Below are 23,884 nucleotides of genomic sequence, written 5' to 3'. Positions count from 1 at the left end.
TCATCCTCGTCGGGCGGGGCTACCAGACCAGCTCGCCGCGCAGGAAGGCCTGGCCTTCCGGGGTACGGGGCTGGTTGAAGAAGCGCTCCGCCGGGGTGTGCTCGATCAGGCGCCCCCCGTAGAGCAGCACGACGTCGTCGGCCAGGCGCTTCGCCTGGTTCAGGTCGTGGGTGGTCATCACGATGCGCGTGCCGCGGCGGTGGAAGTCCAGCACGGCCTCCTCCACGGCACGGATCGCCGCCGGGTCCAGCGCCGAGGTGGGCTCGTCGAGGAACAGCACCTCGGGGCGGGTCAGCCAGGCCCGGGCCAGGGCCAGGCGCTGCTGCTCGCCGCCGGAGAGCACCCGGGCCGGGCGCTTCTCCAGGGGCGCTAGACCGAAGCGAGCGAGCGCCTCCCGGGCCCGATCGCGCCGTTCCTGGCGGGGCGTCCCGCTGACGGCCAGGGCATAGGTGAGGTTGTCGATGGCCGAGCGCTTCAGCAGCACCGGGCGCTGGAAGACCATGGCCTGGCGCGGCGTGGTCCCCTCCCAGCTCACCCGGCCCGCGCTGGGGGCCAGCAGGCCGTGGGCCAGGCGCAGCAGCAGGCTCTTGCCGGCGCCGTTGGGGCCCATCACCAGGGTGCGGTGGCAGCTCGCCAGCCGCAGGTCCGTCGGCTGCAGCAGGGTCTGGTCGCGATGGGTGACCGTGACGGCGTCGAAAGCCAGCGGGGCGATCCCGGCGGTGGCGGCGTGGGGGCGGAGCATGTCGTTCATCCCAGCCGCCTCCGCGCCGTCTCGCCGACCAGGTGGGCGGCGGCGTTGACCAGCAGCACCAGTCCCAGCAGCACCAGGCCGAGGCCCAGGGCCAGCGGCAGGTTGCCCTTGCTGGTCTCCAGCACGATGGCGGTGGTCATCACCCGGGTGACGCCGTCGATGTTGCCGCCTACGATCATCACCGCCCCCACCTCGGCGCTGGCGCGGCCGAAGCCGGCGAGGATCACGGTGATCAACGAGAAGCGGGCGTCCCAGAGCAGGGTAGGCATCATGCGGGGGCGGGAGACCCCCAGCGAGCGCAGCTGGTCGCGGTACTCGCCGTGGAGCTCCTCGATCTGCTGGCGGGTCAGGGCAGCGATGATCGGCAGGATCAGGATCACCTGGGCGATGACCATGGCGGTGGGGGTGAAGAGCAGGCCGAGGGGGCCCAGGGGGCCGGCCCGGGAGAGCAGCAGGTAGACGGTGAGCCCCGCCACCACGGGCGGCAGGCCCATCAGGGCGTTGAGCGTGACGATGATGACGCCGCGGCCGGGGAAGCGCCACAGGGCCAGCGCCGCCCCCAGCGGCAGGGCGAGCAGCGCGGCGATGAGCACCGCGCTCAGCGAGACCTGCACGGAGAGCGCGACGATGCTGAGCAGCACCGGGTCCATGCCCAGGATCAGGGCCAGGGCGGTCTGGAAGGCGTTGGCGTCGCTGGGCATCGCGTTCTCCTGTTCTCTCGTGGCATCTTGTGCGTTGAGGCGAGGTCGCGCATCCAACGATGGAATCCATGCAGTCTTGTGCAGGATAAGAGCGTCGGCACCGCCGAGACCGGAGAGGGCCCATGGAGACACCCGCGACCCACGCCTACCTGACCACTGCCGAGGTGGCCGACTACCTGCGGCTCAAGGAGCGCAAGGTCTACGACCTGGTGCGCCAGGGCGAGATCCCCTGTGTGCGGATCACCGGCAAGCTGCTGTTTCCCCGCCAGAGCCTCGACCTGTGGTTGATGAGCCACCTGGAGGGGGACCAGGCGAGCCGCCGGTCCGTGCCGAGCGTCCTGGCGGGGAGCCAGGACCCGCTGCTGGAGTGGGCCGTGCGCGAGAGCGGCTCCGGGCTGGCGCTGCTCTGCCACGGCAGCGGCGACGGGGTCCGGCGGCTGCTGGACGGCGACGCCATGCTGGCCGGCCTGCACCTGCTGGACCCGGAGAGCGGGCGCTACAACGAGCCGGCGAGGCTGGGCCTGGGCGGCATGCGCGACCTGGTGATGGTGCGCTGGGCGCGCCGCCGCCAGGGGCTGCTGCTGGCGCCGGACAACCCCCTGGGCATCCGGCGGCTCGCCGACCTGGCACGGCCGGCGGTGCGGGTCGCCCACCGCCAGCCCGATGCGGGCGCGGCGCGCCTGCTGGGCCTGCTGCTGGCGCGGGAGGAGATCGGCGTCGAGCGCCTGACCCTGGCCGGCCACCCCTCGCTTTCCGAGGACGACCTCGCCCTGTCGATCCGCCAGGGCGAGGCCGATGCCGGGCTCGGCGTCGAGGCGGCCGCGCGCCGCCAGGGGCTCGCCTTCGTGCCGCTCCACGAGGAGGCCTTCGACCTGGCCCTGCGGCGGCGCAGCTACTTCGAGCCGCCGATCCAGCAGCTGCTGGCCTTCGCCCGGGAGCCGCGCTTCCGCGAGCGCGCCGAGGCCCTGGGAGGCTATGACCTCGATGAGCTGGGCCGGGTGGTCTTCAACGCGTGAGTGTTCTGCCCTGTGCTGGATCCGACCAGGGCCGTTTCCTTGTCGTCCACATCTGCCGAACAGGGTCACAAGGCCAGGCTGTCACAGCATTTCCGGCAGGAACTGGCTACGCCGGTCGATCACTTCGCCGGACACCATGAACACACCGTCGCCCGTGTAGTGCAGGGTTTGCGGATGTATCGGTGTCTCTGCCACCTGCGCCGTTATCACTTCCCAGATGAAGAAGTTGTAGCGGTCGACGAGGCTGTCATCGAACAGTCGGCATTCGAAGTGGGCGTGACACTCACGGATCAGCGGCGCCCCCACCTGCTGTGCCGGGCCGGCGGTGAGGCCGAAGCGCTCGAACTTGTCGGTCACGGCGCCGCTGGTGTTGCCGATACCGATTACCTCATCGGTCAGCGCGGTCGTCGGTAGGTTGATCACGCACTCGCCGCTTTGTCGTACCAGCTCGAAGCTATGGCTGCCGGCCGAGATCAGGCAACCGACCAGTGACGGGGAAAATGCCATGATGCTGTGCCACCCCATCGTCATGATATTGCGCTGGTCGTTGTGAGCAGACGAGACCAGGACGATGGGGCCGGGTTCCAGGTAGCGACGAGCCTTCTCGACGGGGAAGTTGACCTTGTCAGATGCGTGGGGCATGTCGGGAGGTCTCCTCAATAGCGGCCGAATACTCGGTGAGTGAGGCCATGTGCCTCGAGTGGTGTGGTTAGCCTAGATGGTGAGGCCGGCGTTGTCCGCGCGGATGGGACATGAATCGGATGCCTGTTTCTGGGCGGAACACCCTGTCAGGATTTCATTTGACGCTCGTGAGGAGTGAGCCATGATTCAGAGTAGACCGGTCGGTCTATATGGAGCGCCAATGAAACAGGGTACCAAGGAGCGACTGCTGGAAACGGGGCTCGGCATGCTTCTGCAGCACGGCTATAACGACCTGGGAATCCAGGCGCTGCTTCAGGAGACGCAGACGCCGAAGGGCTCCTTCTACCATCACTTCAGGAGCAAGGAGGACTTCGCCCTGCAGGTCATCGATCGCTACATGGCCGATGTCCATAAAGGGCTGGAACTCTCCCTCGGCGATCCTGCGCTATCGCCACTGGATCGGGTGCGTCGCTTCTTCGAACTGTCGCGAGACAAGTATCGCCAGGAAGGTAACCTGGGGTGCCTGCTTGGCGGCGTCGGACAGGAGCTCTCCGGGGTGAATGAGGTGTTTCGGCACAGGATCGAGGAGTGCTTCCAGGTCATTGCCGCACATCTCGCCACCTGCCTGGAGGAAGCGCGTCGCCGGGGGGAACTGCCGCCCGATCGCGATCCCGGGGCACTGGCCGACCTGCTGGTGGACTGCTGGGAAGGAGCCGCGCTGCGCAGTCGCCTGCGCGGAGATCCCGAGCCCCTGGAGACGATGCTCGACTTCTATTTCTCGGCGGTCTCCCGGTCATGATTCCAGCGTGTCGCCTCCGAACCGACGGGTCTATCCGCGGCCGGGCTCTACCGGTTCGCAATATCAGCGGTATGAGTCGGATATCCGGCTCGGGAGGTGTGATATGTGCAGTGCAACACTTTACCAACGGCTGGGTGGCGAGAGCGGGATTGCCGCCCTGGTCGATGATATCGTCGAGGCCCATATGCGGAACCCGACGGTGCAAGCCCGCTACCTGCCCGCCAGGGACGATCCGGTCCACTTCGAGGAGTTGAAGGGCCATCTTCGCGACTTCCTCTCCGCCGGCAGCGGCGGACCCGCGGAGTATCGTGGCAGGAGCATGCCGGAGGCCCACCGAGGCATGAACGTCAACGAGGCTGAGTACCTGGCCGTCATGGACGATATCCAGCGGGTGCTGGAGCGCCACGGGGTGGATGAGCAGACCCGCCAGGAGATGCTGGGCATCACCTACTCGCTCAAGGAGGAGATCCTGCACCTGTAGCCACAGGCCCCTGGCCGAAGCCCGGTGCCAAGCGGCGCCGGGCGCCGGTCAGCGGCCCTTTCCCCCGCTCTCCCCCAGCCTGAGTACATGATGGATCGCCCGCCATAGCGTCCAGGCGTCTCGCCAGTGGGAGGAGACCTCCACGTGGCCGAGTCCCCCGGCCTCGAAGAGCCGCGCCTGGCCGGCGGGGAGGGCCGCGCGCAGCCGCCGCGAGTGGCTGACCGGGATTACCCGGTCGTCGGGTCCGTGAACCAGCACCAGCCTCGCCGCCAGGGCATCGAGATCGCGGGCGGCGAGATCCAGGGCGTCGAACGCGTCGCGCAGCGAGGGGGGCAGGGCCGCGAGCAGTGACTCGACCCGGGCCGGGTCGCGATTGACCACCAGCGCAAGGAGTGCCCGCCCCTGCTCCCCCAGATCGGCCAGCTCGGGGGCGGGGCCCTCGTCGCCCGCCAGCCGGCGTCGCGCCAGGGCCGCCAGGCGCTGCCGATCCTCGGCATCCTCCAGGGTATGCAGCTGGCTCTGCAGCATGGCCCAGCGCAGGTCGCGCTGGGGCGGCGGTGCGCGGAGGCCGGCGCCGCCGCGATCCTCCCCGGTGGTGGCGTAGCGCAGCATGTCGGTGAGGTCGTAGTAGCCGCCCACGGCGATGACGAAGCGGACCCGATGGGCGATGTCCGGCTGCATGGCGGCCAGCAGCGCCGGCCCGGTGGCGAAGCTGATGGCGGCGAGCGCCGGGCCCTCCCCGGCCATGGGCAGCGTCTCGGTGGCGTGGCGAACGGCATCGGCGATGCCTTCCACCTCCCGCAGGCCCACCGAGAAGTCGCGCAGGCCGTCCAGCTCCGGCACCAGCACCGTGAAACCGGCCCGCGCCAGGGTGCGGGCGAAATCCATCAGGCGCGGATCCCGTCGGCCCGCGTCGGTGAGGCCATGCACCAGGACCAGGGTCCCGCGGCGGGGGGATGGCGGGTGGTAGAGGTCCGCCACATAGTCACGCCCCTCCACCGCGTAGGTCAGCCCCTCGCGGTCGGGTGACGGGACGCGCTGCTTCAGCCGGCTCGGTCCCTCGCCGGCGGCCAGGTCGCCGAGCACCAGCAGGGCCTCGTGCTGGCGCTCCAGCGCACTGCAGCCGGTCAGCAGCAGGCCGAGCAACAGGCCCGGCAGCAGCCCCAGCGGGCCCCGCCGGCGGCGGTGGGGTGTGTGGTCTTCGCGCAAGCGACTCCTCCTGGCGGGCGCCGCGTCCCGACGACGCCTCGCCGGTCCCGCGGTACAGGGTGGTGGCGAGCCTTGTCTCGGCCCCCTTACAGCCTAGTCGCCATGGCGGGAGCGGCGCGCTTCCTTGCGCGCATCGCGGTGCGGTGGGTAGGACATCAGGGGGTGGGCAGGGCGGGCTCCCGCCGGCGAGGCGCCCGGACGCCGGTCGACGCCCCCGCTAGCCAGACGGCCAGGTGATCGGCGAGCTCCCGGGCGTCGTCATCGGCGCCGTGGATGGCCCCGGACTTGCGCCGCCGCAGGAACGGCAGGCCCATGGCGTAGAGCCCGGGAGCCACCACGCCGCCGTAGTGGCGCAGCCGCCCCCTGGCATCGAACACCGGTACCTGCAGCCAGGAGAGGTCGGGACGAAAGCCGGTGGCCCAGAGCACCGTCTTGATCTCGCCGGCGGCCAGGTCGAGGCCCAGGCAGGGACGCGCCGGCAGCCGGGTAGGGGCCGGACGCTCGGGGGCGGGCAGGGCGTCGTGCCGGCCGTGGGCCAGCGCCCAGGCGTCCAGGTTGTCGAGCAGCCGGGCGAGCTTGAGGTCCGCCGCGCTGCAGTGCATGGCCAGGGAGCCGGCGAACTGCAGCCGGGAGCCGGAGAGGCCCGCCAGTCGCCCCACCAGGCGCACGCCACGTTCGCTCAGGGCATTGAGGTCCAGGTCGCGGGGGGAAGGGCCGCCCACCAGCTGGGGGGAGGGGGCGCGCCGCGCCCGGGCGATCTCCTCCACCTCGTCGAAGCGCTGGTCGAGCAGGCCGGCCTGCTCCAGCCACCACTGGATGTCGCGTCCCCGATAGCGGCGCGGCAGGCGCAGGTGCTCGCCCACCGCGAGGGTCACCTGGCGGCCGCTGCGCTGGAGCTCGTCGGCCAGCTGCACACCGGTGGCCGCGGCGCCCACCACCAGCACCCCGCCGGGCGGCAGCTGCGCCGGGTGGCGATAGGCCAGCGGGGTGAGGCTCTCAATCCAGGGCGGCAGGGCCTCGGCCAGGGCGGGCACCACCGGCAGCTGGGTGGCGCCGGTGGCGATCACCAGCGCCCGGCAGCGCCAGGTCCCCCGGTCGGTCTCCACCCGGTAGCCGCCGTCCGTGGCGCGCACTGCCGTCACTCGGGTGCCGGTGTGGATCGGCGAGGCCAGCCGCCGGGCGTAGCCCTCCAGCAGGTCGATCAGCGCCGGCATGCCCATGAAGCCCTCCGGGTCGGGACCCGGGTAGGGCTGGCCGGGCAGCCGGCACTGCCAGTTGGGGGTGAGCAGGCGCAGCGAATCCCAGCGCTCCCTGCGCCAGGCGTTGGCCACCTCGCCCCGCTCCAGGATCACATGGTCGATGCCACGCTGCGCCAGGTGATGGCCCATGGCGAGCCCGGCGTGTCCCGCGCCGATGACCAGGACGGTCACGGCGCGGGCCGGGCGATGCAGCGGGCGCGGGCGCCCCGGGATCATTTCACGCTCACCATCACGTGGGTGGGGTTGGTGAGCAGGTCATAGACCGCCGAGCGTTTCTGGGACTGGGCGACCAGCGCCTCGATCTCCGCGCGGCTGGCGTCGGCGTCGATCTCGTAGACCACCCGGATGTCGTCGAAGCCGTTTCTCACCTCGGGGTCCATGCCCAGGATGCCCTGGATGTCCATCTGGCCCTCCACGCTGGCCCGGATCGAGCGCAGCTGGATGCCGCGGTGCTGGGCGACGGCGGCGATGCCGGCAGTGAGGCAGCCGGCCAGTCCCACCAGCACGTACTCCACCGGGGTGGGGCCGTGGTCCTCGGCGGCGAAGACCTCGGGGTGGTCCACGTCGAAGGTGAAGCGCTGGCGATGCTGCTGCGTCTCGCCGAGGCCGTGGAACTCCTCCACGGCGACCCGGCTGTGGGTGCCCATCACCCAGTCGCAGTGGGCGCGCCAGGTGAAGCGGGCGGCCGCCGGGGCCTGGGCCAGGGCCTCGCGGGCGCCGAGCAGGGCGGTGACGTTGACGCCGTTGTCGATGGCCTGGGTAGCGGTTTGCATGGGGTCTCTCCTCGTCTTGTCGTTGTGGTCGAGCCCGACGGCGGCGTGCCGCGGGTCTCGAGAGGCAGGGTGCGAGGAGCGCGTGGGACCCAGCGTGGGAGGCGCCGTGGTTTTTCAGCGGGCGGCAGTGGAATTTTCCGGGAGAGGCCTGACGTGCCGGAAGGCCCAGACCCGCTCCAGCGGCATGCCCGCCAGGCGCTGGGCGAGGCGCACCGATTCGGCATCCGGCGACCGGTAGAGACAGAGCATCCGTCGCCGGTCCAGGGCGAAGCAGGTACGCACGAAGCACACCCGGTGGTTCTGCAGGCAGGCCGCCCCGGCATCCTCGATGGCCTGGATCGCCGCCAGGGTGACCGGCGCGGGGAAGGTGCGCTCCACCAGCACGTTCGTCGCCAGCGGGTCCTCGCCCGGGGCGTCGTGGAGCGTGCCGGCCCAGAGCCGCTCGACCTCGGCGCCGGCCTGGCGCAGCCCGATACGCGCCGACTCGGTATCCCGCGCCCGGAAGTGGCAGACCAGGCGGTGGCCATCCCGGGCCAGCAGGCTGCCCTGCCACTGGACCCGGTGGAGGTCCAGGCAGGCGCCGGCCTCCAGGGTCAGCTGCCTGACTAGGTCGGGGGTGACCGGCGTCGGCAGCTGTCGCTCGAGGAACAGGTCGATCATGGCGCCCCCTCCGCGTCGCCCCTGGCCTCGGCGGTGGCCAGCAGGGCGGCGACGCGTCGGCGGGCCCAGTCGCCCGCCGGCGGGTGCAGCAGGCCGGCGGCCGCCCGGGCGTGGCGGTCGGCGTCGGGCAGGTCGCCCAGCGCCCGGCTGGCGGCAGCCAGCACCCCGTGGGCCAGCAGCTGCTCGCTGCGCCGTTCCAGGGCCAGGGCGTGCGTCAGGGCCTCCGCGGCGGCCGAGTGCGCCTCGCCGGGGTGGCCGCGCTCCAGGTGGTGCAGCGCGGCGCGGTTCAGCACCCAGGCCAGGCGATGCCTGGCGTCGGCATCGCGCAGGGCGCCGAGGGCATCGCAGAGGGGGGCGGGGTCGTCGTCCGTGACCAGACGGCAGAGGCCCAGGGCGGCCTGGGCGAAGGGCGCCTCGCTGCCGTCGCGGAGGCGTTCGCCCAGCAGCAGCAGAGCCCGGCAGCGCGAGAGCGCCTGGGCGGGCTGTACGTGCTCGATGGCCATCATCATCAGCGCCTCGTTGGCCTGGAACTCTCCGAGCCGGTCCCCGCTGGCCTTGCACTGGGTGCGGGCCTCCTTGAGGGCCGATTCCGCCTCGGCCTGGCGCCCCGCGTGCCAGGCCAGCAGCCCTTCGGCCATGGGCAGGGCCGGGGGGCGCATGTGGCAGCGGCTCGCCAGCCCCCGGGCATCGGCCAGCCGGGCGCGGGCCTGGTCCAGGTCGCGCTCGAGCATGGCCAGGCAGCGGGCGGTCTCGGCCATGGCAATCACCTGCTCGGCGTCGTCGGCGCAGCGCGTCACGCGTTCCGACTGGAGGGCCGCCTCGCGGGCATCGGTCCACTGGCCGTGCGCCCAGAGGATGTGGCTGGCCAGGTGGTAGCCCAGCCTGGCGTGGGCCAGGGCACCGTGCTCCAGGGCCTGCTCGGCCAGGGTCACCACCGCCGTGGCGGTAGCTTCCCAGTCGGCCAGGGGGGCGGCACTGATCAGGATCTCGTGCAGCTCCAGCAGCAGGCAGACCCGCCGCACGCCGGGGAGGCGCTCGGCCAGGGCGAGCCCGCGGTCGGCGAGGCGCCGGGCCTCGTCGTTGGCGAAGAAGCGCAGGCATAGCCGCCCGGCACCGACCAGGGCGGCGGCGGCGAGGTCGGGATCACCGCTGCGTTCGGCGTGCCGGACGAGGGTGGCGGCGTGGTCGAGGTCGCAGACTGCCGCCAGCGTAAGGCTGTCGGCGACCCGGCGATGCATCATCTGCCGCCGCGTCGGCGAGAGGGTCGCATAGACCGCCTCGGCCAGCGTGGGGTCGCCGAAGCCGAGGCCCCCTTCGCCGATGGCCAGCAGCCCGCACCGTTCGGCCGCCTCCAGGGCGGCACCGATGCGACCGCTGGCCAGGCCCGTGTAGCGGCCCAGGGCGGCGACCTCGATCTCGGGGGCGAGAACGGCGGCCCAGCGAATGACCTCCAGGGCATCCGGGTCGAGCCCGGCGAGCCGCGCCTCCACGCCTGCCTCGCCGGGAGCGGTCGGCACGGGCGGCGCGCTCTCAAGTGCGCCCTCCGGCGCGCCGGGGCCGTCCGCTGGGGAGGGGGGCTCGATCCTTGCCCGGCGGGCCCGTGGCAGCGCCCCGGTGACCGGAATGCCGGCCTCCCCGAGCAGCCGCAGGCCGAGCCGGTACTGCTGCTCGGCCTCTCGCGGGCGGCGCAGCGTCTGCAGCAGGCCGACCAGCCGGGCGCGCGCCGTCTCGTCGAAGGGGGTGAGCCTGACCAGCGCCTGGGCGTGGGGCAGGGCCCGCTCCGGCTGGTCCCGGAGGCGCTCCACCAGGGTGCTCAGCAACCGCGCCTGGGCGCGCATGGCGCGCTCCCGCTCGGCCAGGCACCAGCTGTGGAAGTCATGGAAGTTGGGCAGGTCGAGGCCTTCCAGCAGGGGGCCGCGATAGCGCACGGCAGCGGCCTCGAGGCTGGCGGTGTCGGCCCCGTCCAGCTCCCCGGCCACCAGGCGCTGCAGCCACAGCACGTCGATGTCCACGTCGGCGACATCCAGGCCGACGGAGAGCCGGTCGGCGATGAGCCGGCACCGTTCCGGGGTGTCCACCAGCCGCCGCAGCTTCGACAGGCTCCAGCGCAGCGACCCGCGCGGGTCGTCGGGCAGCTCCCAGAAGAGGTCGCAGAGGTGTTCGCGGCTGAAGGGGCGGGCGTGCAGGGCGAGGTAGGCGAGCAGGGCGCGGGTCTTGCGCGAGGGGGGGAGCGCCACAGGCTGGCCGTCCCGACGCAGTTCGAGATCGCCCAGCAGGTTGAGGGTCAGCGCGTTCATCACTCGCCCCGGGTGGCAGCGCCACGCCAGTGACAACCTATTCAGTATAGCCCGCCCGCCGCCGCCTCTCCGACCTCACTCTCGCTTTTTCCACGCTGGTGCGCCGGGAGCGAGGCGCAAAAACCACGCTGGCTTCCACGCCCGCTCTCCCGGCACCTGGCGATGCTTGGTGGGTACCCCCTCCCAGACAACAAGCGCAGGAGAGACTCCATGGCACGCCACGACAGCATCCTCGAGACCATCGGCGGCACGCCGCTGGTGCGGCTCGCCCGGCTCGCCCCGCCGGACATCCACCTCTATGCCAAGGTGGAGGCCTTCAACCCCATGGGCTCGGTCAAGGACCGCATGGCGCTGGCCGTGATCGAGGCGGCCGAGCGCCGCGGCGAGCTGCGCCCCGGCCAGACGGTGATCGAGGCCACCAGCGGCAATACCGGCATCGGGCTGGCCATGGTCTGCGCCCGCAAGGGCTACCCGCTGGTGGTGACCATGGCCGAGAACTTCAGCGTCGAGCGCCGCCGGCTGCTGCGCTTCCTCGGCGCCCGGGTGGTGCTCACCCCGGCGGCGGAGAAGGGCAGCGGCATGCTGGCCAAGGCCATCGAACTGGCCGAGACCCACGGCTACTACCTGTGCCGCCAGTTCGAGAACCCGGCCAACGCCGAGGTGCATCGGCGCACCACGGCCCGGGAGATCCTCGACGACCTCGCGGGCGAGCCGCTGCATGCCTGGGTCTCCGGGTTCGGTACCGGCGGGACCCTGCAGGGCGTGGCCCGGGTGCTGAAGGATGCCGACCCGGCGACGCGGATCGTGGTGGCCGAGCCGGACAATGCCCCGATGCTGGGCAGCGGCCTGGCCCAGCCCCGCGGCCGCGATGGGGCGACGGCCAGCCATCCCGGCTTTCGTCCCCACCTGATGCAGGGCTGGAGTCCGGACTTCATCTCGCCGCTGACCGAGCAGGCCGTGTCGGCCGGCCTGGTCGACGAGGTGATGCCGGTGGCCGGGGCCGAGGCGCTGCGCCTCGCCCGGGAGCTGGCGCGTCAGGAAGGCATCTTCGCCGGGATCTCCAGCGGCGCCACCCTGGCGGCGGCGCTGGCGGTGGCGCGGCGCTCGCCGCCCGGCAGCCGCATCGTCTGCATGCTGCCCGACACCGGCGAGCGCTACCTCTCGACCCCGCTCTTCGAGAGCATCGGCGACGAGATGGACGACGAGGAGCTGGCCCTGTCGCGCTCCACGCCGGGGTATCGCTTCGATGCTCGCCCGGCACCGCGGCCCGCGGCGGGCGCCCCCGCCGGGGGAACGGCGGATGCCGAGGCCGTGGCCTTCGTCGACCAGGCGATCGCCTCGGCGCCGGTGGTGATGTTCGCCCTGGAGTGGTGCGAGTTCTGCTGGTCGGCCCGCAAGCTCTTCGCCCGGCTCGGCGTCGAGGTGAACAGCGTGGATCTCGATTCGGTGGCCTGCCAGGCCGACGACATCGGCGGTCGGGTGCGACCGGTGCTGGCGGCGCGCACCGGGGCGACCACCATCCCGCAGATCTTCGTCGGCGGGCGCCTGGTCGGCGGCTGCAGCGAGCTGTTCGAGGCGTGGCGGGATGGCTCGCTGACCGAGCGCCTGGCGGCCTGTGGCATCCGCGTCCGCGCCGATGCCGCCTTCGACCCCGACGAGCTGCTGCCCCGCTGGCTGCACCCCCGGGCCGAAACGGCATAGGCGGCCCTCCAACCACGCCGACCCGGCGGGCCCGGGCCGGCGACCCTCTCACAGGAGTGCATGCCATGACCTTCATCCACACCATCCCGCCCGAGCAGGCCGACGAGGCGGTCCAGGAGATGTACCGGCGCCAGGAGGCGCATTTCGGCTACCTGCCCAACTATGCCCGGGCCTTCAGCCATCGCCCCGAGGTGATGGCGGCCTGGGCGGCGCTGCTGGCCAGCATCCGCCGGCACGTCGCGCCGCGGCGCTTCGAGCTGGCCACCCTGGCCGCCGCCAGCGTGCTCGGCAACAGCTACTGCGCCCTGGCCCATGGCAAGGCGCTGGGCCAGTGGCTCGATGACGAGACGGTGGCGACGATCGCCCAAGGTGGCGAGCCTGGCGGCCTCGACGCGGCGGAGCGGGAGCTGCTGGCGTTCGCGCGCCGGGTGGCGGGCGATGCCAGCCGGGTCACCGGCGATGACGTCGCGCGACTGCGGCAGACGGGCCTGGCCGACGCCGAGATCTTCGACCTGGTGGCGGTGGTGGCGGGGCGGGCCTTCTTCACCAAGGTGCTCGATGGTCTAGGGGTCGAGCCGGACGCCGCCTATCGCGAGCTGCCCGCCCCGCTGGGCGAGGCGCTGACCGTGGGGCGGCCGGTGGCCAGACCGGCATTCGCATTGGGATAGGGCCCTGGGCACCGGCCGCCTGGTCGGCGGTCAACGGATCTCCTGCCTCAGAACGAACCGACCAGGGTGCCCAGGGTGATCAGCAGCACCAGCGAGAGGATCGGGACCCCCACGGCGACCACCGCAATATCCAGGTAGGCCTGGCGGTGGGTCAGGCCGCAGATGGAGAGCAGCGTGATCACCGCGCCGTTATGGGGCAGGGCATCCAGCCCGCCGGTGGCGACGGCCGTGACCCGGTGCATCAGCTCGGGGGCGATGCCGGCGGCCTGGCCCATGGCCAGGTAGGTGTCTCCCAGCGTGGCCAGGGCGATGCTCATGCCGCCGGAGGCCGAGCCGGTCATGCCGGCCAGCAGGTTGACCGCAATGGCCAGGGAGATCAGCGGGTTGTCGCCGCCTACCGAGGTCACCCAGAGGCTGATCGCCTCGAAGGCCGCGAGCGAGGCGATTACCGAGCCGAAGCCGACCAGGCTGGCGGTATTGAAGATCGGCAGCAGCGAGGCATTGGCACCGCTGTCCAGGGTGGTGGTGAGCGCCTCGAGGCGGCTGAGGTTGGTAAGGATGATCACCCCGATGGCGATCACCAGGGCGGCGATCACCGACCAGACCCCGCGCACCGCCTCGATGCCGGTCGCGCCATAGGCCGGCTCGGCGAGATACCCGGTGTCCATGGACGGGATCACCACCGCGGTGAACAGCAGGTTCAGGGCGATGACCAGCACGATGGGCAGCAGTGCCAGGGGCAAGGGGGGCAGATCGCGAAGCGAAGCTTGCGGCGTCACCTCGGCCAGGTCGAAGCCTTCGCCCGCCGCGCGCTCCCGAAGGTGGCCGGCGGGCGGCGCATTGTCCTGGTGCTCGCCGTAGCCTTCGCCGGCCAGCCGTGCCTGACGCGCCCGACGGTTCAGCCAGGCCTGTCCCAGCCCCAGCACGACCAGGCCGGTGAGGATGCCGAGGCCCGGCGCGGCAAACGGCGAGGTGCCGAAGTAGGGCATGGGAATGGCGTTCTGGATCGCCGGCGTGCCCGGCAGCGCGGTCATGGTGAAGGTGAAGGCGCCGAGGGCGATGGTGCCGGGGATCAGCCGCTTGGGCAGGTTGGCCTGGCGAAACAGCGCCGCGGCGATCGGGTAGACCGCGAAGGCCACCACGAACAGCGAGACGCCGCCATAGGTCATCACCGCACAGGCCAGCACCACCGCCAGGATGGCGCGGGCGTCGCCCAGTCGCTTCACGATGGCGCTGGCCAGCACCTCGGCGCTGCCCGAATCCTCCATCAGCTTGCCGAATACCGCCCCCAGCAGGAAAAGCGGGAAGTAGCGGAGAATGAAGTCGCTGGCGGCGCCCATGAAGACCTGGGTGTAGCTGGCCAGCAGCGGGGTGTCGACCGAGACCAGCGCCACCAGAGCGGCCAGCATCGGGGCGAGGATCAGCAGGCTGAGTCCGCGGTAGGCCAGGACCATCAACAGCAGCAACGCCACGACGATCGCCAGGATACCGATCATCGGGCGTCTCCCCGGTCGGCTGCCGGTTCGATCCGTGGGGGGGAATTGAGTGTCATGCCTGCTCCTGCTCGTCCGTGAATGCTGCAGTGCAGTATAGGCAGGGAGGTGGCGGTTGTCTCCCGCCGGGTGGATGTCAGCGTGGGCTTCAGCGCCGCCGGTCAGCGCAGCCGGTCAGCGGTGTCCGTCAGCAGAGCCGGCTGCCCAGCAGCAGCTGGGCGGCGTCGAGGTGATGCCAGCCCCACCACACCAGGGCGAGGGCCGCGGCGGTGAGCAGGGCGGCGGCGATCGGCAGCAGACGTGAGCGGCTCATGCCTGGGCCTCCATGGGCGCGGGGCGGTCGACCGGCCGCTCGCTGATGAACCAGTGCAGGGCGGCGGCCACCACCGAGAGCAGGATGGCGATGTTCCACACCACAGCGTAGTCGCCGTGGAGGTCGTAGAGGTAGCCCCCCAGCCAGACGCCCATGAAGGAGCCGAGCTGGTGGAAGAGGAAGACGATGCCGCCCAGCATGGAGAGGTGCTGGACGCCGAACACCGAGGCGACGATGCCGTTGGTCAGCGGCACCGTGGAGAGCCACAGCAGGCCCATGGCGATGCCGAACAGGTAGGCGCTTCCGGGGCTGAGGGGAGCGACCAGGAACAGGGTGATCACCCCGCCGCGGATCAGGTAGAGCCAGGTGAGCAGTCGCGGCTTGGAGAACCGCCCGCCCAGCCACCCGGCGGCGTAGGTGCCGAAGATGTTGAACAGGCCGACCAGGGCCAGCACGGTGCTGCCCACCTGCACGGCGATGCCGCTGTCGAACAGGTAGCCGGGCAGGTGCACGCCGATGAACACCACCTGGAAGCCGCACACGAAGAAGCCCAGGCAGAGCAGCCAGAAGCCGCGGTGGCCGGCGGCCTCGTTGAGTGCGGCGCCGAGGCTGATGTCGCTGGCGGCCTTGGCCGACGGGCGATCGCGCAGCATGGCCCCCAGGGGCAGCATCAGCGCGGCGATGGCGCCCATCGCCAGCAGTGCCGCCGACCAGCCCAGCCACCCCAGCAGCCCCAGGGTGCCGGGCAGCATGGCGAACTGGCCGAAGGAGCCGGCGGCGCTGACGATGCCCATGGCCATGCTGCGCTTCTCCGGCGCCACGGCGCGACCCACGGCGCCGAGGATCACCGAGAAGGTGGTGCCGGAGAGCCCCAGGCCGATCAGCACGCCGGCGGAGAGGGTCATGCCCAGCGCCGACTCCGAGAGCCCCATGAACAGCAGGCCCAGCGCATAGAGGGCGCCGCCGGCGACCACCACCCGGGCGGCCCCGTAGCGGTCGGCGATGGCGCCGGCGAAGGGCTGGGAGAGCCCCCAGAGCAGGTTCTGCAGCGCCAGCGCGAAGGCGAACACGCCGCGGCCCCAGCCCAGCTCCGAGCTCATGGGTTCGAGGAACAGCCCAAAGCCGTGGCGCAGGCCCATGGCCAGGGTGACCACCAGGCCGCCGAGCACGATGATGAGAAGGGCGTGGCGACGTACGCTGTCCATGGGAATCCCGTTTGCAGACTAATGGCTCCAACTATCGCCGCTTGCCATCGAGTTGGCTACTGTCTCCATATGGAGACGCGCTTGTCGCCGACGCGCCACATGGGAGCCTGGTGGCCCCTTGGCTAGAATGGGCGCCGGAAAATCCCCGACGACAACAAGGAGGTCCCATGTCACGGCGCCTGTGGTTTCCCCTCGTGCTGGTCGCCGCCAGCCTGGTCATGGCCGGCTGCAGCTACACCCCCGCCCGCATCAAGTCCGAGCCGCTGATCGTCATCGATGACGACCGGGGCGGCTACTCGCGCGGCGGCCATTTCTGCCCGCCGGGGCAGGCCAAGAAGGGCCGCTGCTGAGGCCCGTCGCGCCAGCCCATCCCCCTGCCGCACCGCCCGCGGGCGGTGCGGTCACGCTCAGCGTCCGGCCAGGGCCTGCTCCAGGGTGGCGAGCCGTCCCGGCACCAGGGCGTCCGCCACGGCGGTGATGCGCAGCACGTGGCCCAGCGCCGGGTCGGCGGGGCGGGCGATCAGCTTGCCCTCGTCGAGCAGGGCCTGGTGGACCCGACCGGCCAGGTCGGCATCGGCCAGGCGAATGCCCACGAAGTTGGTGGCGCTGGGCAGCACGTCGGCGCCCAGGGCGCGGAAATGCGCCGCCAGCCGTTCGCGTCGCTCGCGCACCGCGGCCACGTGGGCGTCCACCTCGTCGGGGGCGTCGAGCACTGCCTCGGCGGCGGCCTGGGTCAGCGTCGACACCGCATAGTGGATCCTCACCTTCATCATCACCGCAAGCGTCGCCGGCTCGGCGATGGCGTAGCCCACCCGCAGCCCCGCCAGGCCGTGGGCCTTGGAGAGGGTGCGCAGGCGGATCACCCCGGGCAGCACCCGGCGGCCGAACTCGCCGGCGGCATCCTCGCGGAAGTCGTGGTAGGCCTCGTCCAGCAGCAGCCAGCAGTCGTCGGGCAGGGCTTCGCGCAGTGCCATCACGGCGTCGTCGCCATGCAGGTGGCCACCCGGGTTGTCGGGGTTGGCCAGGTAGACCAGCCTTGCCTGATGGTCATGGGCGGCTCGGGCCAGGGCCTCCAGGTCAGGCGCCAGGCGGCCGGGACCCTCGTCGTAGGGCACCTCCACCAGCCGGCAGCCCTGGCCGCGGGCGAAGTAGCCGAAGGTGGGGTAGGTGCCGGTGGTGCTGACCACCGGCAGGCCGGGCTCGGCCACGGCGCGCAGCGCCAGGGCGATCAGGCTGTCGGCACCGGCGTCCACCAGCATGGCGTCCAGGGGAATGCCCTTCTGCTCGGCCAGGCGCCGGCGGATGCCCAGCGCCTCGCTGTCGCCGTAGCTGTAGACGTGGGCGGCCATGGCGTCGCCGAAGCGCTCGCGCAGGGCGCGGTGGGGCATGTCGAGCCCCTCGTTGGAGCCCAGCTGGTGGGGGATCTCGCGGCCCAGGCGGCGCTCCAGCACGCGTACCCCGGGAAAGGGGTTGTCGGGGCCGTCACCGGTCAGGTGGTCGGGGAATCGCGGCATGAAAAACTCCCGGTCGGTGGTCGTCGAAGGGTGTCAGGGTTCGAGCTGATAGGTCAGCCAGTCGGTGCGGGTGGCGTGGCGATCGTAGACGCCCCGCGCCCGGTAGTTGGCTTCCTTGGTGATCCAGCGCACGAAGGGCCAGCCCCGGCGGCGGGCCTCCTCGCGCAGGGCATCGAGCATCGCGTCCACGGCGCCGCTGCCGCGATGGGCCGGGTCGACGAACAGGTCGTCCAGGAACCCGATGCGGGTGCCCCGCAGCGGTGAGGGCATGGGGCGGAAGTGCATCAGGCCGACGGCCTCGCCGTCCGCGTTGCGCGCCAGTCGGCCGTGGAAGGGCTCGTCCGGCGACTGGATCCATCCCCATACGGTATCAAGGATCGCGGCGTCCATGGGCATGCCGTAGTACTCGGCATAGCCGTGATAGAGGCGCTCCCAGTCGGCGCGATCGGCGGCGGTCGGTGAGGCGAGGGTGAGGGTCATGACGGGGCTCTCCGGTTGAGCATGACGATGGCCACGGCGGCCAGGGTCAGCAGCAGGGCAAGAAAGACCTTGGCGCTCAATGGCTCGCCGAGCAGCAGGATCGCACTCGTGACGCCGACGGTCGGGATGATCAGGGTCGAGATGGTGGCCTGGGCGATGGTCAGCCGGTTGACGTTCATGAACCAGAGCATCTGGGCCAGGGTGATCGAGAAGAGCAGATGGTAGCCCAGGGCCAGCCAGGTGCTCTGCTGCCAGGCGGCCGGCGGTGGCGGTGACTCCCAGGCCACCATCATCACGACCATGGGTATCGCGCAGATCACGAACTGCCAGCCGGTGATCACCACCGCGTGGCTCTGCCAGACGCCGCGCTTCTTGATCAGTACCGTGCCCAGCGCCCAGGAGAGTGCCGCGCCAAGCATGATCGCCGGCCCCGTCAGCCCCCGGGAGCCGCCGGCCAGGGCCGCGGGGCCCAGCAGCACCAGCAGCCCCGCCTGGCCGCAGGCCAGCCCCAGCCACTGGCGCCCGGTGATGCGCTGGCCGAGCAGCCACCACCCCAGCAAGAGGGCCCAGCAGGGCATGGTGAAGGCGATGATCGCGGCCTGGGAGGTAGGCATCCTGAGCTGGGCGAAGGCCGTGGCCAGGTTGAAGCCGAGGATCGTGAACAGCCCGGTGGCGATAAGCCACGGCCACTCCTCGGCCGATACGCCCAGCGGCAGGCGCCGCCAGCGGGCCCAGGCCAGCAGCAGGAGTGCCCCCGTCGTGAAGCCGATCGCCCGCAGGGTGAAGGGCGGCAGGTCCATCAGGATGAAGCGCACGGCGGGCCAGTTGCCGCCCCAGAACAGCCCGATGGCCGCGATCAGCGCCGCGGACCCGAGCAGCGGGCGCGCCTCGGTCGTCAGCCGGAAGCGCTGTGCCAACAGGCGCATGCCGTCGGCTCAGCCTGCCCCGTGGGGCAGCACCTTGTGGCGATTGAGCAGCCCCAGCGGGTCCAGCGCCTGCTTGAGGGTGCCCATCAGCGCGATCTCCTCCGGGGTGCGGGAGATCGCCAGGTAGTCGCGCTTCTCCAGCCCGATGCCGTGCTCGGCGGAGACCGAGCCGCCCAGTTCGGCCAGCGGGGTGTAGACGAGCGATTCCACCGCTGTTCGGGTCGCCGGCGCCTTGTCGCCGACGCCCACCGACAGGTGCAGGTTGCCGTCGCCCAGATGGCCGAAGGTCACCAGCCGGCCCTCGGGCCAGCGCCGGTGCAGCGCCGCCTCGAGGTCCGTCACGTAGCGCTCCATGGCGGGGATCGGCAGGCTCACGTCGAAGGTGAAGAGCGGCGAGAGGGCCTGGATCAGCCCCTCGATGTCCTCGCGGATGGCCCAGATGCCCTGGCGCTGCTGGGCCGACTGGGCGATCACGGCGTCGTCGATCAGCGCCGCCTCGAGGGCTTCCTCCAGGGCCCGGGAGAACTGGGCGGCGTGGGCAACCGGGTCGGTGCCCAGGGACTCCAGGATCACGTAGAAGGGGGCGTCGGTCGCCAGCGGTGGCGGGTGTCGGCCGCTCTCCTCGGTGAGCAGGCGATAGTGGCTCTGCCACATGGCCTCGAAGGCCGCCAGGCTGCCGCCCAGCGCCCGCCCCATGTGCCCGAGCAGCCCGGTCAGCGCGGTGAAGCTCGGGCAGGCCACCAGCGCCGTCTGCACGTCCGGGGTGGGGGGCTGCAGGCGCAGCACCGCCCGGGTGACGATGCCCAGGGTGCCCTCGCTGCCGATGAACAGCTGCTTGAGGTCGAAGCCGGCGTTGTTCTTGAGCATGTGGTTCATGGAGCTGATCACGCGGCCGTCGGCGAGCACGGCCTCCAGCCCCAGCACCTGCTGGCGCATCATGCCGTAGCGGATCACGCGGATGCCGCCGGCATTGGTGGCGATGTTGCCGCCGATGGTGCAGCTGCCGCGGGCGCCCAGATCGAGGGGGAACTGCAGGCCGACCGCCTCGGCCGCCTCCTGGACCCGCTGCAGCGGGGCGCCGGCCTGGGCGGTCAGGGTGCCTCCCACCGGATCGACCTCCTCGATGGCACTCATGCGCTCCAGCGAGATGGCCAGCTCCTCCGGGGCGGCCTCGGCGCCGTGGACCAGCCCGGTCAGGCCGCCGTGGGTGACCACCGGCTGGCGGGCCGCATGGCAGGCGCGCATCACCGCGGCCAGCTCGTCTGTTGAGCCGGGTCGGACGATGGCGCCGGCACGGCAGGGTGCGCCGGTGAGCCAGTCGACCCGGCGCGCCGCCACGTCGTCGCCCACCAGCACGTTGGCCGGGCCGATCCGCTCGGCGATCTCCTTCAGCAGGGCATCCATTCGTTCCCTGGTCTCCTTGTGGGTGAGCCTGTTGTGGGTGAGCCTGTCAGGCATCGGCGAGCTCGTGCTCGCGGCCGGGGATGGCGTCGAGCAGCTCGCGGGTGTAGGCCGCCTGCGGGGCCAGGAAGACATCGCGAGCCGGGCCCTGCTCGACGATGCGGCCGTGCTGCATGACGATGATGCGGTCGCAGATCTGGGCCGCAACCCGCAGGTCGTGGGTGATGAAGAGCAGCGACAGCGACAGCTTCTGCTTGAGCTCCTCGAGCAGCTCGAGGATCTGGGCCTGGATCGACACGTCCAGGGCCGAGACCGCCTCGTCGGCGACGATCAGCTCGGGGTCTAGGGCCAGCGCCCGGGCGATGCCGATGCGCTGGCGCTGGCCGCCGGAGAACTCGTGGGGGAAGCGGTCGGCGGTGCCGCCGAGCCCGACCAGTTCCAGCAGCTCGTCGGCCCGGGCCAGCGCCTTGGCCTTCGGAACGTCGTTGGCGATGGGGCCCTGGGCGATGGCCATTCCCACCCGGGTGCGGGGGTTCAGCGAGGCGTAGGGGTCCTGGAAGATCATCTGCACCCGGTGGCGCTCGCGGCGCAGTGCCTCGCCCTTGAGGTGCATGAAGTCGGTGCCTGAGAGGCTCAGGTGGCCGCTGTCCGGGCGCTCCAGACGTACGATGCAGCGGCCCAGGGTCGACTTGCCGGAGCCCGATTCGCCGACGATGCCGATGGTCTCGCCCTTGACCAGCGAGAAGGAGACGTCCTGCAGGGCATGCACCTCCCGGGCCGGCTTGAAGAGACCGCCCCTGGAGCGGAACACCTTGTTGAGCCCCGTCACCTCGAGCAGGGCGGTATCGGTCTCGGCCCCGCGGGCCTCGGGGATCACGTCGCTGGGAATCGCCTCGATCAGCGCCCGTGTGTAGGCATGGCGGGGATGCTTGAGCACCGTCTCGGCGTCGCCGAGCTCGACGATCCGCCCGTGGCGCATCACGCAGACCCGGTTGGCGACCTCGGCGACCACGCCGAAGTCGTGGGTGATGAACATCACCGACATGCCCCGGCGGGCCTGGAGGTCGCGGATCAGCTCGAGGATCTGGGCCTGGGTGGTGACGTCCAGCGCGGTGGTGGGCTCGTCGGCGATCAGCAGCTCCGGTTCCAGCGCCAGGGCCATGGCGATCATCACCCGCTGGCGCTGGCCGCCGGAGAGCTGGAAGGGGTAGGCGCGGATCGCCTTTTCGGGCTGGGGAATGCCTACCTCGGTGAGCAGGGCCAGCGCCTGTTCCTGGCGTTCCCGGCTGGTCAGCCGGCCGTGGGCCTCGAAGACCTCGGCGATCTGGGCGCCCACCCGCATCAGCGGGTTCAGGGCGGTCATCGGCTCCTGGAAGATCATGCCGATGCGCAGCCCGCGCAGCTGGCGGTGCTGCTTCTCGGTGAGGCTGAGCAGGTCCTGGCCGTCGAACAGCGCCTGGCCGCCCACCGGGCGCACCCCCTTGGGCAGCAGGCCCATGATGGCGTTGGCGGCCATGGACTTGCCCGAGCCCGACTCGCCCACCACGCAGAGGATCTCGCCGCGGGCGACGTCATAGCTGACGTCCTCCACGGCGTGATCGCGGTCGGCCCCCGCGGGCAGGGCGATGGTCAGGTTTCGCAGGCTCAGTACCGGTGCGGGTGAGGTGGTGTCAGTGGCTGTCATGGGCATTCCTCACGAGCGCTCGCGGGCGAGCTTCGGGTTCAGGGCGTCGTCGAGGCCTTCGCCCACCAGGTTGAGGGCCAGCACGGTGAGCAGGATCGCCAGCCCCGGGAAGAAGCTCAGCCACCAGGCCTGGCGGATCACCGTGCGCGCCGCGCCGATCATGTAGCCCCAGGACATCACGTTGGGGTCGCCCAGTCCCAGGAAGGAGAGGGCGGACTCCAGCAGGATGGCCGTGGCCACCATCAGCGAGGCGAGCACGATGATCGGCGACAGGGTGTTGGGCAGGATCTGGCGCAGGATGATGGTGCGGTTGGTCTGGCCCACCAGGCGCGCCGCCTCCACATACTCGCGATGGCGCAGCGACATGAACTCGGCGCGCACCAGGCGCGCCACCGGCGGCCAGCTGACCAGCGCGATGGCCAGCACGATGGAGGTGACGCTGGGCTGCATGATCGCCACCAGCACGATGGCCAGGGCGAAGTTGGGAATGGTCTGGAAGAACTCGGTGAAGCGCATCAGGGCGTCGTCGATCAGGCCGCCGTAGTAGCCGGCCACCGCCCCCAGCGGCACGCCGATGGCCAGCGCCACCACGGTGGAGACCAGGCCGATCAGCAGCGAGACCCAGGCGCCGTGCATCAGCCCGGCGGCCACGTTGCGGCCCATGGTGTCGGTGCCGAGCCAGAAGCCCTCCACCTCCATGGGCGCCAGGAAGGGGCGCTGCACCATGCGCCAGGGCGACTCGGGATAGAGCACCGGGGCCAGGATGGCCATCAGGATGATCGCCACCAGGATGATCAGCCCGATCAGGGCGCCGCGGTTCTGGGCAAAGCGGGCGAAGAAGCTCATGACCCCTCCTTGATGCGCGGGTCGGCCAGGCGATAGACCAGGTCGGTGATGATGTTGAAGACGATCACCAGGGCGGCCGAGAAGAAGAAGATGCCGAGCAGCAGGTTGTAGTCGCGCTGCATGAGCGCCTCGTACATCAGCCGGCCGATGCCGGGCCAGGCGAACACCGTCTCGGTGAGGATGGCGCCGCCGACCATCTGGCCGGCCTGCAGGCCCGCCAGGGTGATGATCGGCAACAGGGCATTGCGCAGGATATGCCGTCGCTGGATGACGCCGGGCGAGAGCCCCTTGGCGCGGGCGGTCTTGACGTAGTCCTGCTGGCTGGCCTCGAGCATCGAGGCGCGGGTCATGCGTGTGTAGATGGCCATGAAGAACAGCGCCAGGGTGGTGGCGGGGAGGATCAGGTGCTTGCCGACGTCCAGCACCAGCGCCAGCCCCGTGTGGCCGGCGCCCACCGTGACCATGCCGTAGGCCGGCAGCCAGTCCAGGTAGACCGAGAACAGCACCACCGCCATCAGCGCGACCCAGAACAGCGGGGTGGCATAGAAGACCAGGGCCAGCGCCATGATCAGCGAGCCGGAGGGCTTCTTGACGCGGGCGGCGGCCAGGGAGCCGGCGACGATGCCCAGCGCCAGGGACAGCACGAAGGCGGTGCCGGTGAGCAGCAGGGTGGCGGGGAGGCGGGCCAGGATCAGGTCCAGCACCGGCATCTGCTGGCGATAGGACCAGCCGAAGTCGAGCATGGCGATGCCCGAGACGTAGCGCCACAGCTGCACGTGGAGCGGCTGGTCGAGGCCGAAGCGCTCGCGCAGCTGGCGCAGGAACTCCTCGTCGGTGGCGCCGGCCTCGCCGGCCAGGATGGCGGCGGGATCGCCCGGCGCCATCTGGATCAGGAAGAAGTTGAAGATCACGATCAGGAACAGCACGACCACGGCCTTGGCGAGCCGTGACAGGATCAGTCTGGCATAGAGCATGGGGTTCCCTCGGCGGGGGATGGGGCGGCTCGGCGAGCCGCCCCGCGTCGTCAGTGGAGCCTGGTCGGGTGCGGGGGTGCCGGCCGCCAGC

The 23,884-nt window shown here is 71.4% G+C and carries 24 protein-coding genes; 6 read left to right on the top strand and 18 right to left on the bottom strand.

Going from position 1 to position 23,884, the window contains the following annotated elements:
* Positions 1–19 precede the first annotated feature (19 nt).
* Together NFC98_RS10685 and NFC98_RS10680 are read right to left on the bottom strand one after the other, a co-directional pair.
* The gene (locus NFC98_RS10685; RefSeq protein ID WP_254274971.1) at positions 20–751 is read right to left on the bottom strand and encodes an ATP-binding cassette domain-containing protein; all 732 of its coding nucleotides are present in this window, start codon (positions 749–751) and stop codon (positions 20–22) included.
* Positions 748–1,452, bottom strand: a complete 705-nt coding sequence (locus tag NFC98_RS10680; protein ID WP_254274970.1) for an ABC transporter permease — start codon at positions 1,450–1,452, stop codon at positions 748–750. Before NFC98_RS10680 ends, NFC98_RS10685 begins: the two co-directional genes overlap by 4 nt.
* 122 nt (positions 1,453–1,574) lie before the next feature.
* Here NFC98_RS10680 and NFC98_RS10675 point away from each other — a divergent pair, with 122 nt between their 5' ends.
* Positions 1,575–2,468 carry a helix-turn-helix transcriptional regulator gene (locus NFC98_RS10675; RefSeq protein WP_254274969.1) on the top strand — a complete coding sequence of 298 codons (894 nt, stop codon included), beginning with the start codon at positions 1,575–1,577 and terminating at the stop codon, positions 2,466–2,468.
* 81 nt (positions 2,469–2,549) lie between these two features.
* Here NFC98_RS10675 and NFC98_RS10670 read toward each other — a convergent pair whose 3' ends face one another.
* Positions 2,550–3,110, bottom strand: a complete 561-nt coding sequence (locus NFC98_RS10670; protein ID WP_254274968.1) for a flavin reductase family protein — start codon at positions 3,108–3,110, stop codon at positions 2,550–2,552.
* A gap of 220 nt (positions 3,111–3,330) precedes the next feature.
* Between NFC98_RS10670 and NFC98_RS10665 the strand changes: the two genes are divergently transcribed.
* Positions 3,331–3,909, top strand: coding sequence for a TetR/AcrR family transcriptional regulator (locus tag NFC98_RS10665; protein WP_254274967.1), 579 nt, complete (start codon positions 3,331–3,333; stop codon positions 3,907–3,909).
* A 103-nt stretch (positions 3,910–4,012) separates the two neighbouring features.
* Positions 4,013–4,390 (top strand): group 1 truncated hemoglobin, encoded by a 378-nt coding sequence (locus NFC98_RS10660; protein ID WP_254274966.1) that lies wholly within the window; start codon positions 4,013–4,015, stop codon positions 4,388–4,390.
* A 48-nt stretch (positions 4,391–4,438) separates the two neighbouring features.
* Here the strand turns inward: NFC98_RS10660 and NFC98_RS10655 are convergent, their stop codons facing one another.
* From NFC98_RS10655 to NFC98_RS10635, 5 genes are all read right to left on the bottom strand, one after another.
* Complete coding sequence (locus NFC98_RS10655) at positions 4,439–5,599, bottom strand: hypothetical protein (protein ID WP_254274965.1); 1,161 nt, start codon at positions 5,597–5,599, stop codon at positions 4,439–4,441.
* Positions 5,600–5,754: 155 nt separating this feature from the next.
* Entirely contained in the window at positions 5,755–7,074 is a 1,320-nt protein-coding gene (locus NFC98_RS10650) for an NAD(P)-binding domain-containing protein (protein ID WP_254274964.1), read from the bottom strand.
* A complete protein-coding gene (locus NFC98_RS10645; RefSeq protein ID WP_254274963.1) occupies positions 7,071–7,631 on the bottom strand; it encodes an OsmC family protein in 561 nt (186 codons plus the stop codon). Before NFC98_RS10645 ends, NFC98_RS10650 begins: the two co-directional genes overlap by 4 nt.
* A gap of 114 nt (positions 7,632–7,745) precedes the next feature.
* Positions 7,746–8,291: a nickel-binding protein gene (locus NFC98_RS10640; protein WP_254274962.1), complete on the bottom strand. Its 546-nt coding sequence runs from the start codon at positions 8,289–8,291 to the stop codon at positions 7,746–7,748.
* Positions 8,288–10,588 carry a hypothetical protein gene (locus NFC98_RS10635; protein WP_254274961.1) on the bottom strand — a complete coding sequence of 767 codons (2,301 nt, stop codon included), beginning with the start codon at positions 10,586–10,588 and terminating at the stop codon, positions 8,288–8,290. Before NFC98_RS10635 ends, NFC98_RS10640 begins: the two co-directional genes overlap by 4 nt.
* Positions 10,589–10,798: 210 nt before the next feature.
* Here NFC98_RS10635 and cysK point away from each other — a divergent pair, with 210 nt between their 5' ends.
* A complete protein-coding gene (cysK, locus tag NFC98_RS10630; RefSeq protein WP_254274960.1) occupies positions 10,799–12,289 on the top strand; it encodes a cysteine synthase A in 1,491 nt (496 codons plus the stop codon).
* A 65-nt stretch (positions 12,290–12,354) separates the two neighbouring features.
* Positions 12,355–12,957 carry a carboxymuconolactone decarboxylase family protein gene (locus tag NFC98_RS10625; protein ID WP_254274959.1) on the top strand — a complete coding sequence of 201 codons (603 nt, stop codon included), beginning with the start codon at positions 12,355–12,357 and terminating at the stop codon, positions 12,955–12,957.
* 47 nt (positions 12,958–13,004) lie between these two features.
* Here the strand turns inward: NFC98_RS10625 and NFC98_RS10620 are convergent, their stop codons facing one another.
* From NFC98_RS10620 to NFC98_RS10615, 3 genes are all read right to left on the bottom strand, one after another.
* Positions 13,005–14,453, bottom strand: coding sequence for a GntP family permease (locus NFC98_RS10620; protein WP_254274958.1), 1,449 nt, complete (start codon positions 14,451–14,453; stop codon positions 13,005–13,007).
* A 184-nt stretch (positions 14,454–14,637) separates the two neighbouring features.
* On the bottom strand, positions 14,638–14,763 hold the full coding sequence (locus tag NFC98_RS17980; RefSeq protein ID WP_302055056.1) for a hypothetical protein: 126 nt from the start codon (positions 14,761–14,763) through the stop codon (positions 14,638–14,640).
* Positions 14,760–15,968, bottom strand: coding sequence for an MFS transporter (locus tag NFC98_RS10615; protein WP_254274957.1), 1,209 nt, complete (start codon positions 15,966–15,968; stop codon positions 14,760–14,762). Before NFC98_RS10615 ends, NFC98_RS17980 begins: the two co-directional genes overlap by 4 nt.
* A 167-nt stretch (positions 15,969–16,135) precedes the next feature.
* Here NFC98_RS10615 and NFC98_RS10610 point away from each other — a divergent pair, with 167 nt between their 5' ends.
* Complete coding sequence (locus NFC98_RS10610) at positions 16,136–16,318, top strand: hypothetical protein (RefSeq protein ID WP_254274956.1); 183 nt, start codon at positions 16,136–16,138, stop codon at positions 16,316–16,318.
* A gap of 57 nt (positions 16,319–16,375) precedes the next feature.
* Here NFC98_RS10610 and NFC98_RS10605 read toward each other — a convergent pair whose 3' ends face one another.
* Genes NFC98_RS10605 through NFC98_RS10575 form a run of 7 tightly spaced genes read right to left on the bottom strand, consistent with a single transcriptional unit; the run spans position 16,376 to position 23,793 of the window.
* Positions 16,376–17,482, bottom strand: a complete 1,107-nt coding sequence (locus tag NFC98_RS10605) for a histidinol-phosphate transaminase (protein ID WP_254274955.1) — start codon at positions 17,480–17,482, stop codon at positions 16,376–16,378.
* Between the two features lie 33 nt (positions 17,483–17,515).
* A complete protein-coding gene (locus NFC98_RS10600; protein WP_254274954.1) occupies positions 17,516–17,962 on the bottom strand; it encodes a GNAT family N-acetyltransferase in 447 nt (148 codons plus the stop codon).
* Positions 17,959–18,888 (bottom strand): DMT family transporter, encoded by a 930-nt coding sequence (locus NFC98_RS10595; protein ID WP_254274953.1) that lies wholly within the window; start codon positions 18,886–18,888, stop codon positions 17,959–17,961. The genes NFC98_RS10600 and NFC98_RS10595 overlap by 4 nt, the downstream gene beginning before the upstream one ends.
* Positions 18,889–18,897: 9 nt before the next feature.
* Entirely contained in the window at positions 18,898–20,292 is a 1,395-nt protein-coding gene (locus NFC98_RS10590) for an FAD-binding oxidoreductase (RefSeq protein WP_254274952.1), read from the bottom strand.
* Between the two features lie 46 nt (positions 20,293–20,338).
* Positions 20,339–21,979, bottom strand: a complete 1,641-nt coding sequence (locus NFC98_RS10585; protein ID WP_254274951.1) for an ABC transporter ATP-binding protein — start codon at positions 21,977–21,979, stop codon at positions 20,339–20,341.
* Between the two features lie 3 nt (positions 21,980–21,982).
* Positions 21,983–22,819, bottom strand: a complete 837-nt coding sequence (locus NFC98_RS10580; protein ID WP_254274950.1) for an ABC transporter permease — start codon at positions 22,817–22,819, stop codon at positions 21,983–21,985.
* On the bottom strand, positions 22,816–23,793 hold the full coding sequence (locus NFC98_RS10575) for an ABC transporter permease (protein WP_254274949.1): 978 nt from the start codon (positions 23,791–23,793) through the stop codon (positions 22,816–22,818). Before NFC98_RS10575 ends, NFC98_RS10580 begins: the two co-directional genes overlap by 4 nt.
* Positions 23,794–23,884 lie beyond the last annotated feature (91 nt).

Source organism: Halomonas sp. 3H, from assembly GCF_024206005.1.
Taxonomy (GTDB): domain Bacteria; phylum Pseudomonadota; class Gammaproteobacteria; order Pseudomonadales; family Halomonadaceae; genus Halomonas; species Halomonas campaniensis.
Note: the sequence above shows the minus strand (reverse complement) of the source record. Positions and strands in the feature narration are given on the sequence as shown.

Bases quoted from the DNA above. Each gene is read 5' to 3' on its own strand.
- NFC98_RS10685 (WP_254274971.1), bottom strand. From the start codon at position 751: ATGAACGACATGCTCCGCCCCCACGCCGCCACCGCCGGGATCGCCCCG.
- NFC98_RS10680 (WP_254274970.1), bottom strand. From the start codon at position 1,452: ATGCCCAGCGACGCCAACGCCTTCCAGACCGCCCTGGCCCTGATCCTG.
- NFC98_RS10675 (WP_254274969.1), top strand. From the start codon at position 1,575: ATGGAGACACCCGCGACCCACGCCTACCTGACCACTGCCGAGGTGGCC.
- NFC98_RS10670 (WP_254274968.1), bottom strand. From the start codon at position 3,110: ATGCCCCACGCATCTGACAAGGTCAACTTCCCCGTCGAGAAGGCTCGT.
- NFC98_RS10665 (WP_254274967.1), top strand. From the start codon at position 3,331: ATGAAACAGGGTACCAAGGAGCGACTGCTGGAAACGGGGCTCGGCATG.
- NFC98_RS10660 (WP_254274966.1), top strand. From the start codon at position 4,013: ATGTGCAGTGCAACACTTTACCAACGGCTGGGTGGCGAGAGCGGGATT.
- NFC98_RS10650 (WP_254274964.1), bottom strand. From the start codon at position 7,074: ATGATCCCGGGGCGCCCGCGCCCGCTGCATCGCCCGGCCCGCGCCGTG.
- NFC98_RS10645 (WP_254274963.1), bottom strand. From the start codon at position 7,631: ATGCAAACCGCTACCCAGGCCATCGACAACGGCGTCAACGTCACCGCC.
- NFC98_RS10640 (WP_254274962.1), bottom strand. From the start codon at position 8,291: ATGATCGACCTGTTCCTCGAGCGACAGCTGCCGACGCCGGTCACCCCC.
- NFC98_RS10635 (WP_254274961.1), bottom strand. From the start codon at position 10,588: ATGAACGCGCTGACCCTCAACCTGCTGGGCGATCTCGAACTGCGTCGG.
- cysK (WP_254274960.1), top strand. From the start codon at position 10,799: ATGGCACGCCACGACAGCATCCTCGAGACCATCGGCGGCACGCCGCTG.
- NFC98_RS10625 (WP_254274959.1), top strand. From the start codon at position 12,355: ATGACCTTCATCCACACCATCCCGCCCGAGCAGGCCGACGAGGCGGTC.
- NFC98_RS10620 (WP_254274958.1), bottom strand. From the start codon at position 14,453: ATGATCGGTATCCTGGCGATCGTCGTGGCGTTGCTGCTGTTGATGGTC.
- NFC98_RS17980 (WP_302055056.1), bottom strand. From the start codon at position 14,763: ATGAGCCGCTCACGTCTGCTGCCGATCGCCGCCGCCCTGCTCACCGCC.
- NFC98_RS10615 (WP_254274957.1), bottom strand. From the start codon at position 15,968: ATGGACAGCGTACGTCGCCACGCCCTTCTCATCATCGTGCTCGGCGGC.
- NFC98_RS10610 (WP_254274956.1), top strand. From the start codon at position 16,136: ATGTCACGGCGCCTGTGGTTTCCCCTCGTGCTGGTCGCCGCCAGCCTG.
- NFC98_RS10605 (WP_254274955.1), bottom strand. From the start codon at position 17,482: ATGCCGCGATTCCCCGACCACCTGACCGGTGACGGCCCCGACAACCCC.
- NFC98_RS10600 (WP_254274954.1), bottom strand. From the start codon at position 17,962: ATGACCCTCACCCTCGCCTCACCGACCGCCGCCGATCGCGCCGACTGG.
- NFC98_RS10595 (WP_254274953.1), bottom strand. From the start codon at position 18,888: ATGCGCCTGTTGGCACAGCGCTTCCGGCTGACGACCGAGGCGCGCCCG.
- NFC98_RS10590 (WP_254274952.1), bottom strand. From the start codon at position 20,292: ATGGATGCCCTGCTGAAGGAGATCGCCGAGCGGATCGGCCCGGCCAAC.
- NFC98_RS10585 (WP_254274951.1), bottom strand. From the start codon at position 21,979: ATGCCCATGACAGCCACTGACACCACCTCACCCGCACCGGTACTGAGC.
- NFC98_RS10580 (WP_254274950.1), bottom strand. From the start codon at position 22,819: ATGAGCTTCTTCGCCCGCTTTGCCCAGAACCGCGGCGCCCTGATCGGG.
- NFC98_RS10575 (WP_254274949.1), bottom strand. From the start codon at position 23,793: ATGCTCTATGCCAGACTGATCCTGTCACGGCTCGCCAAGGCCGTGGTC.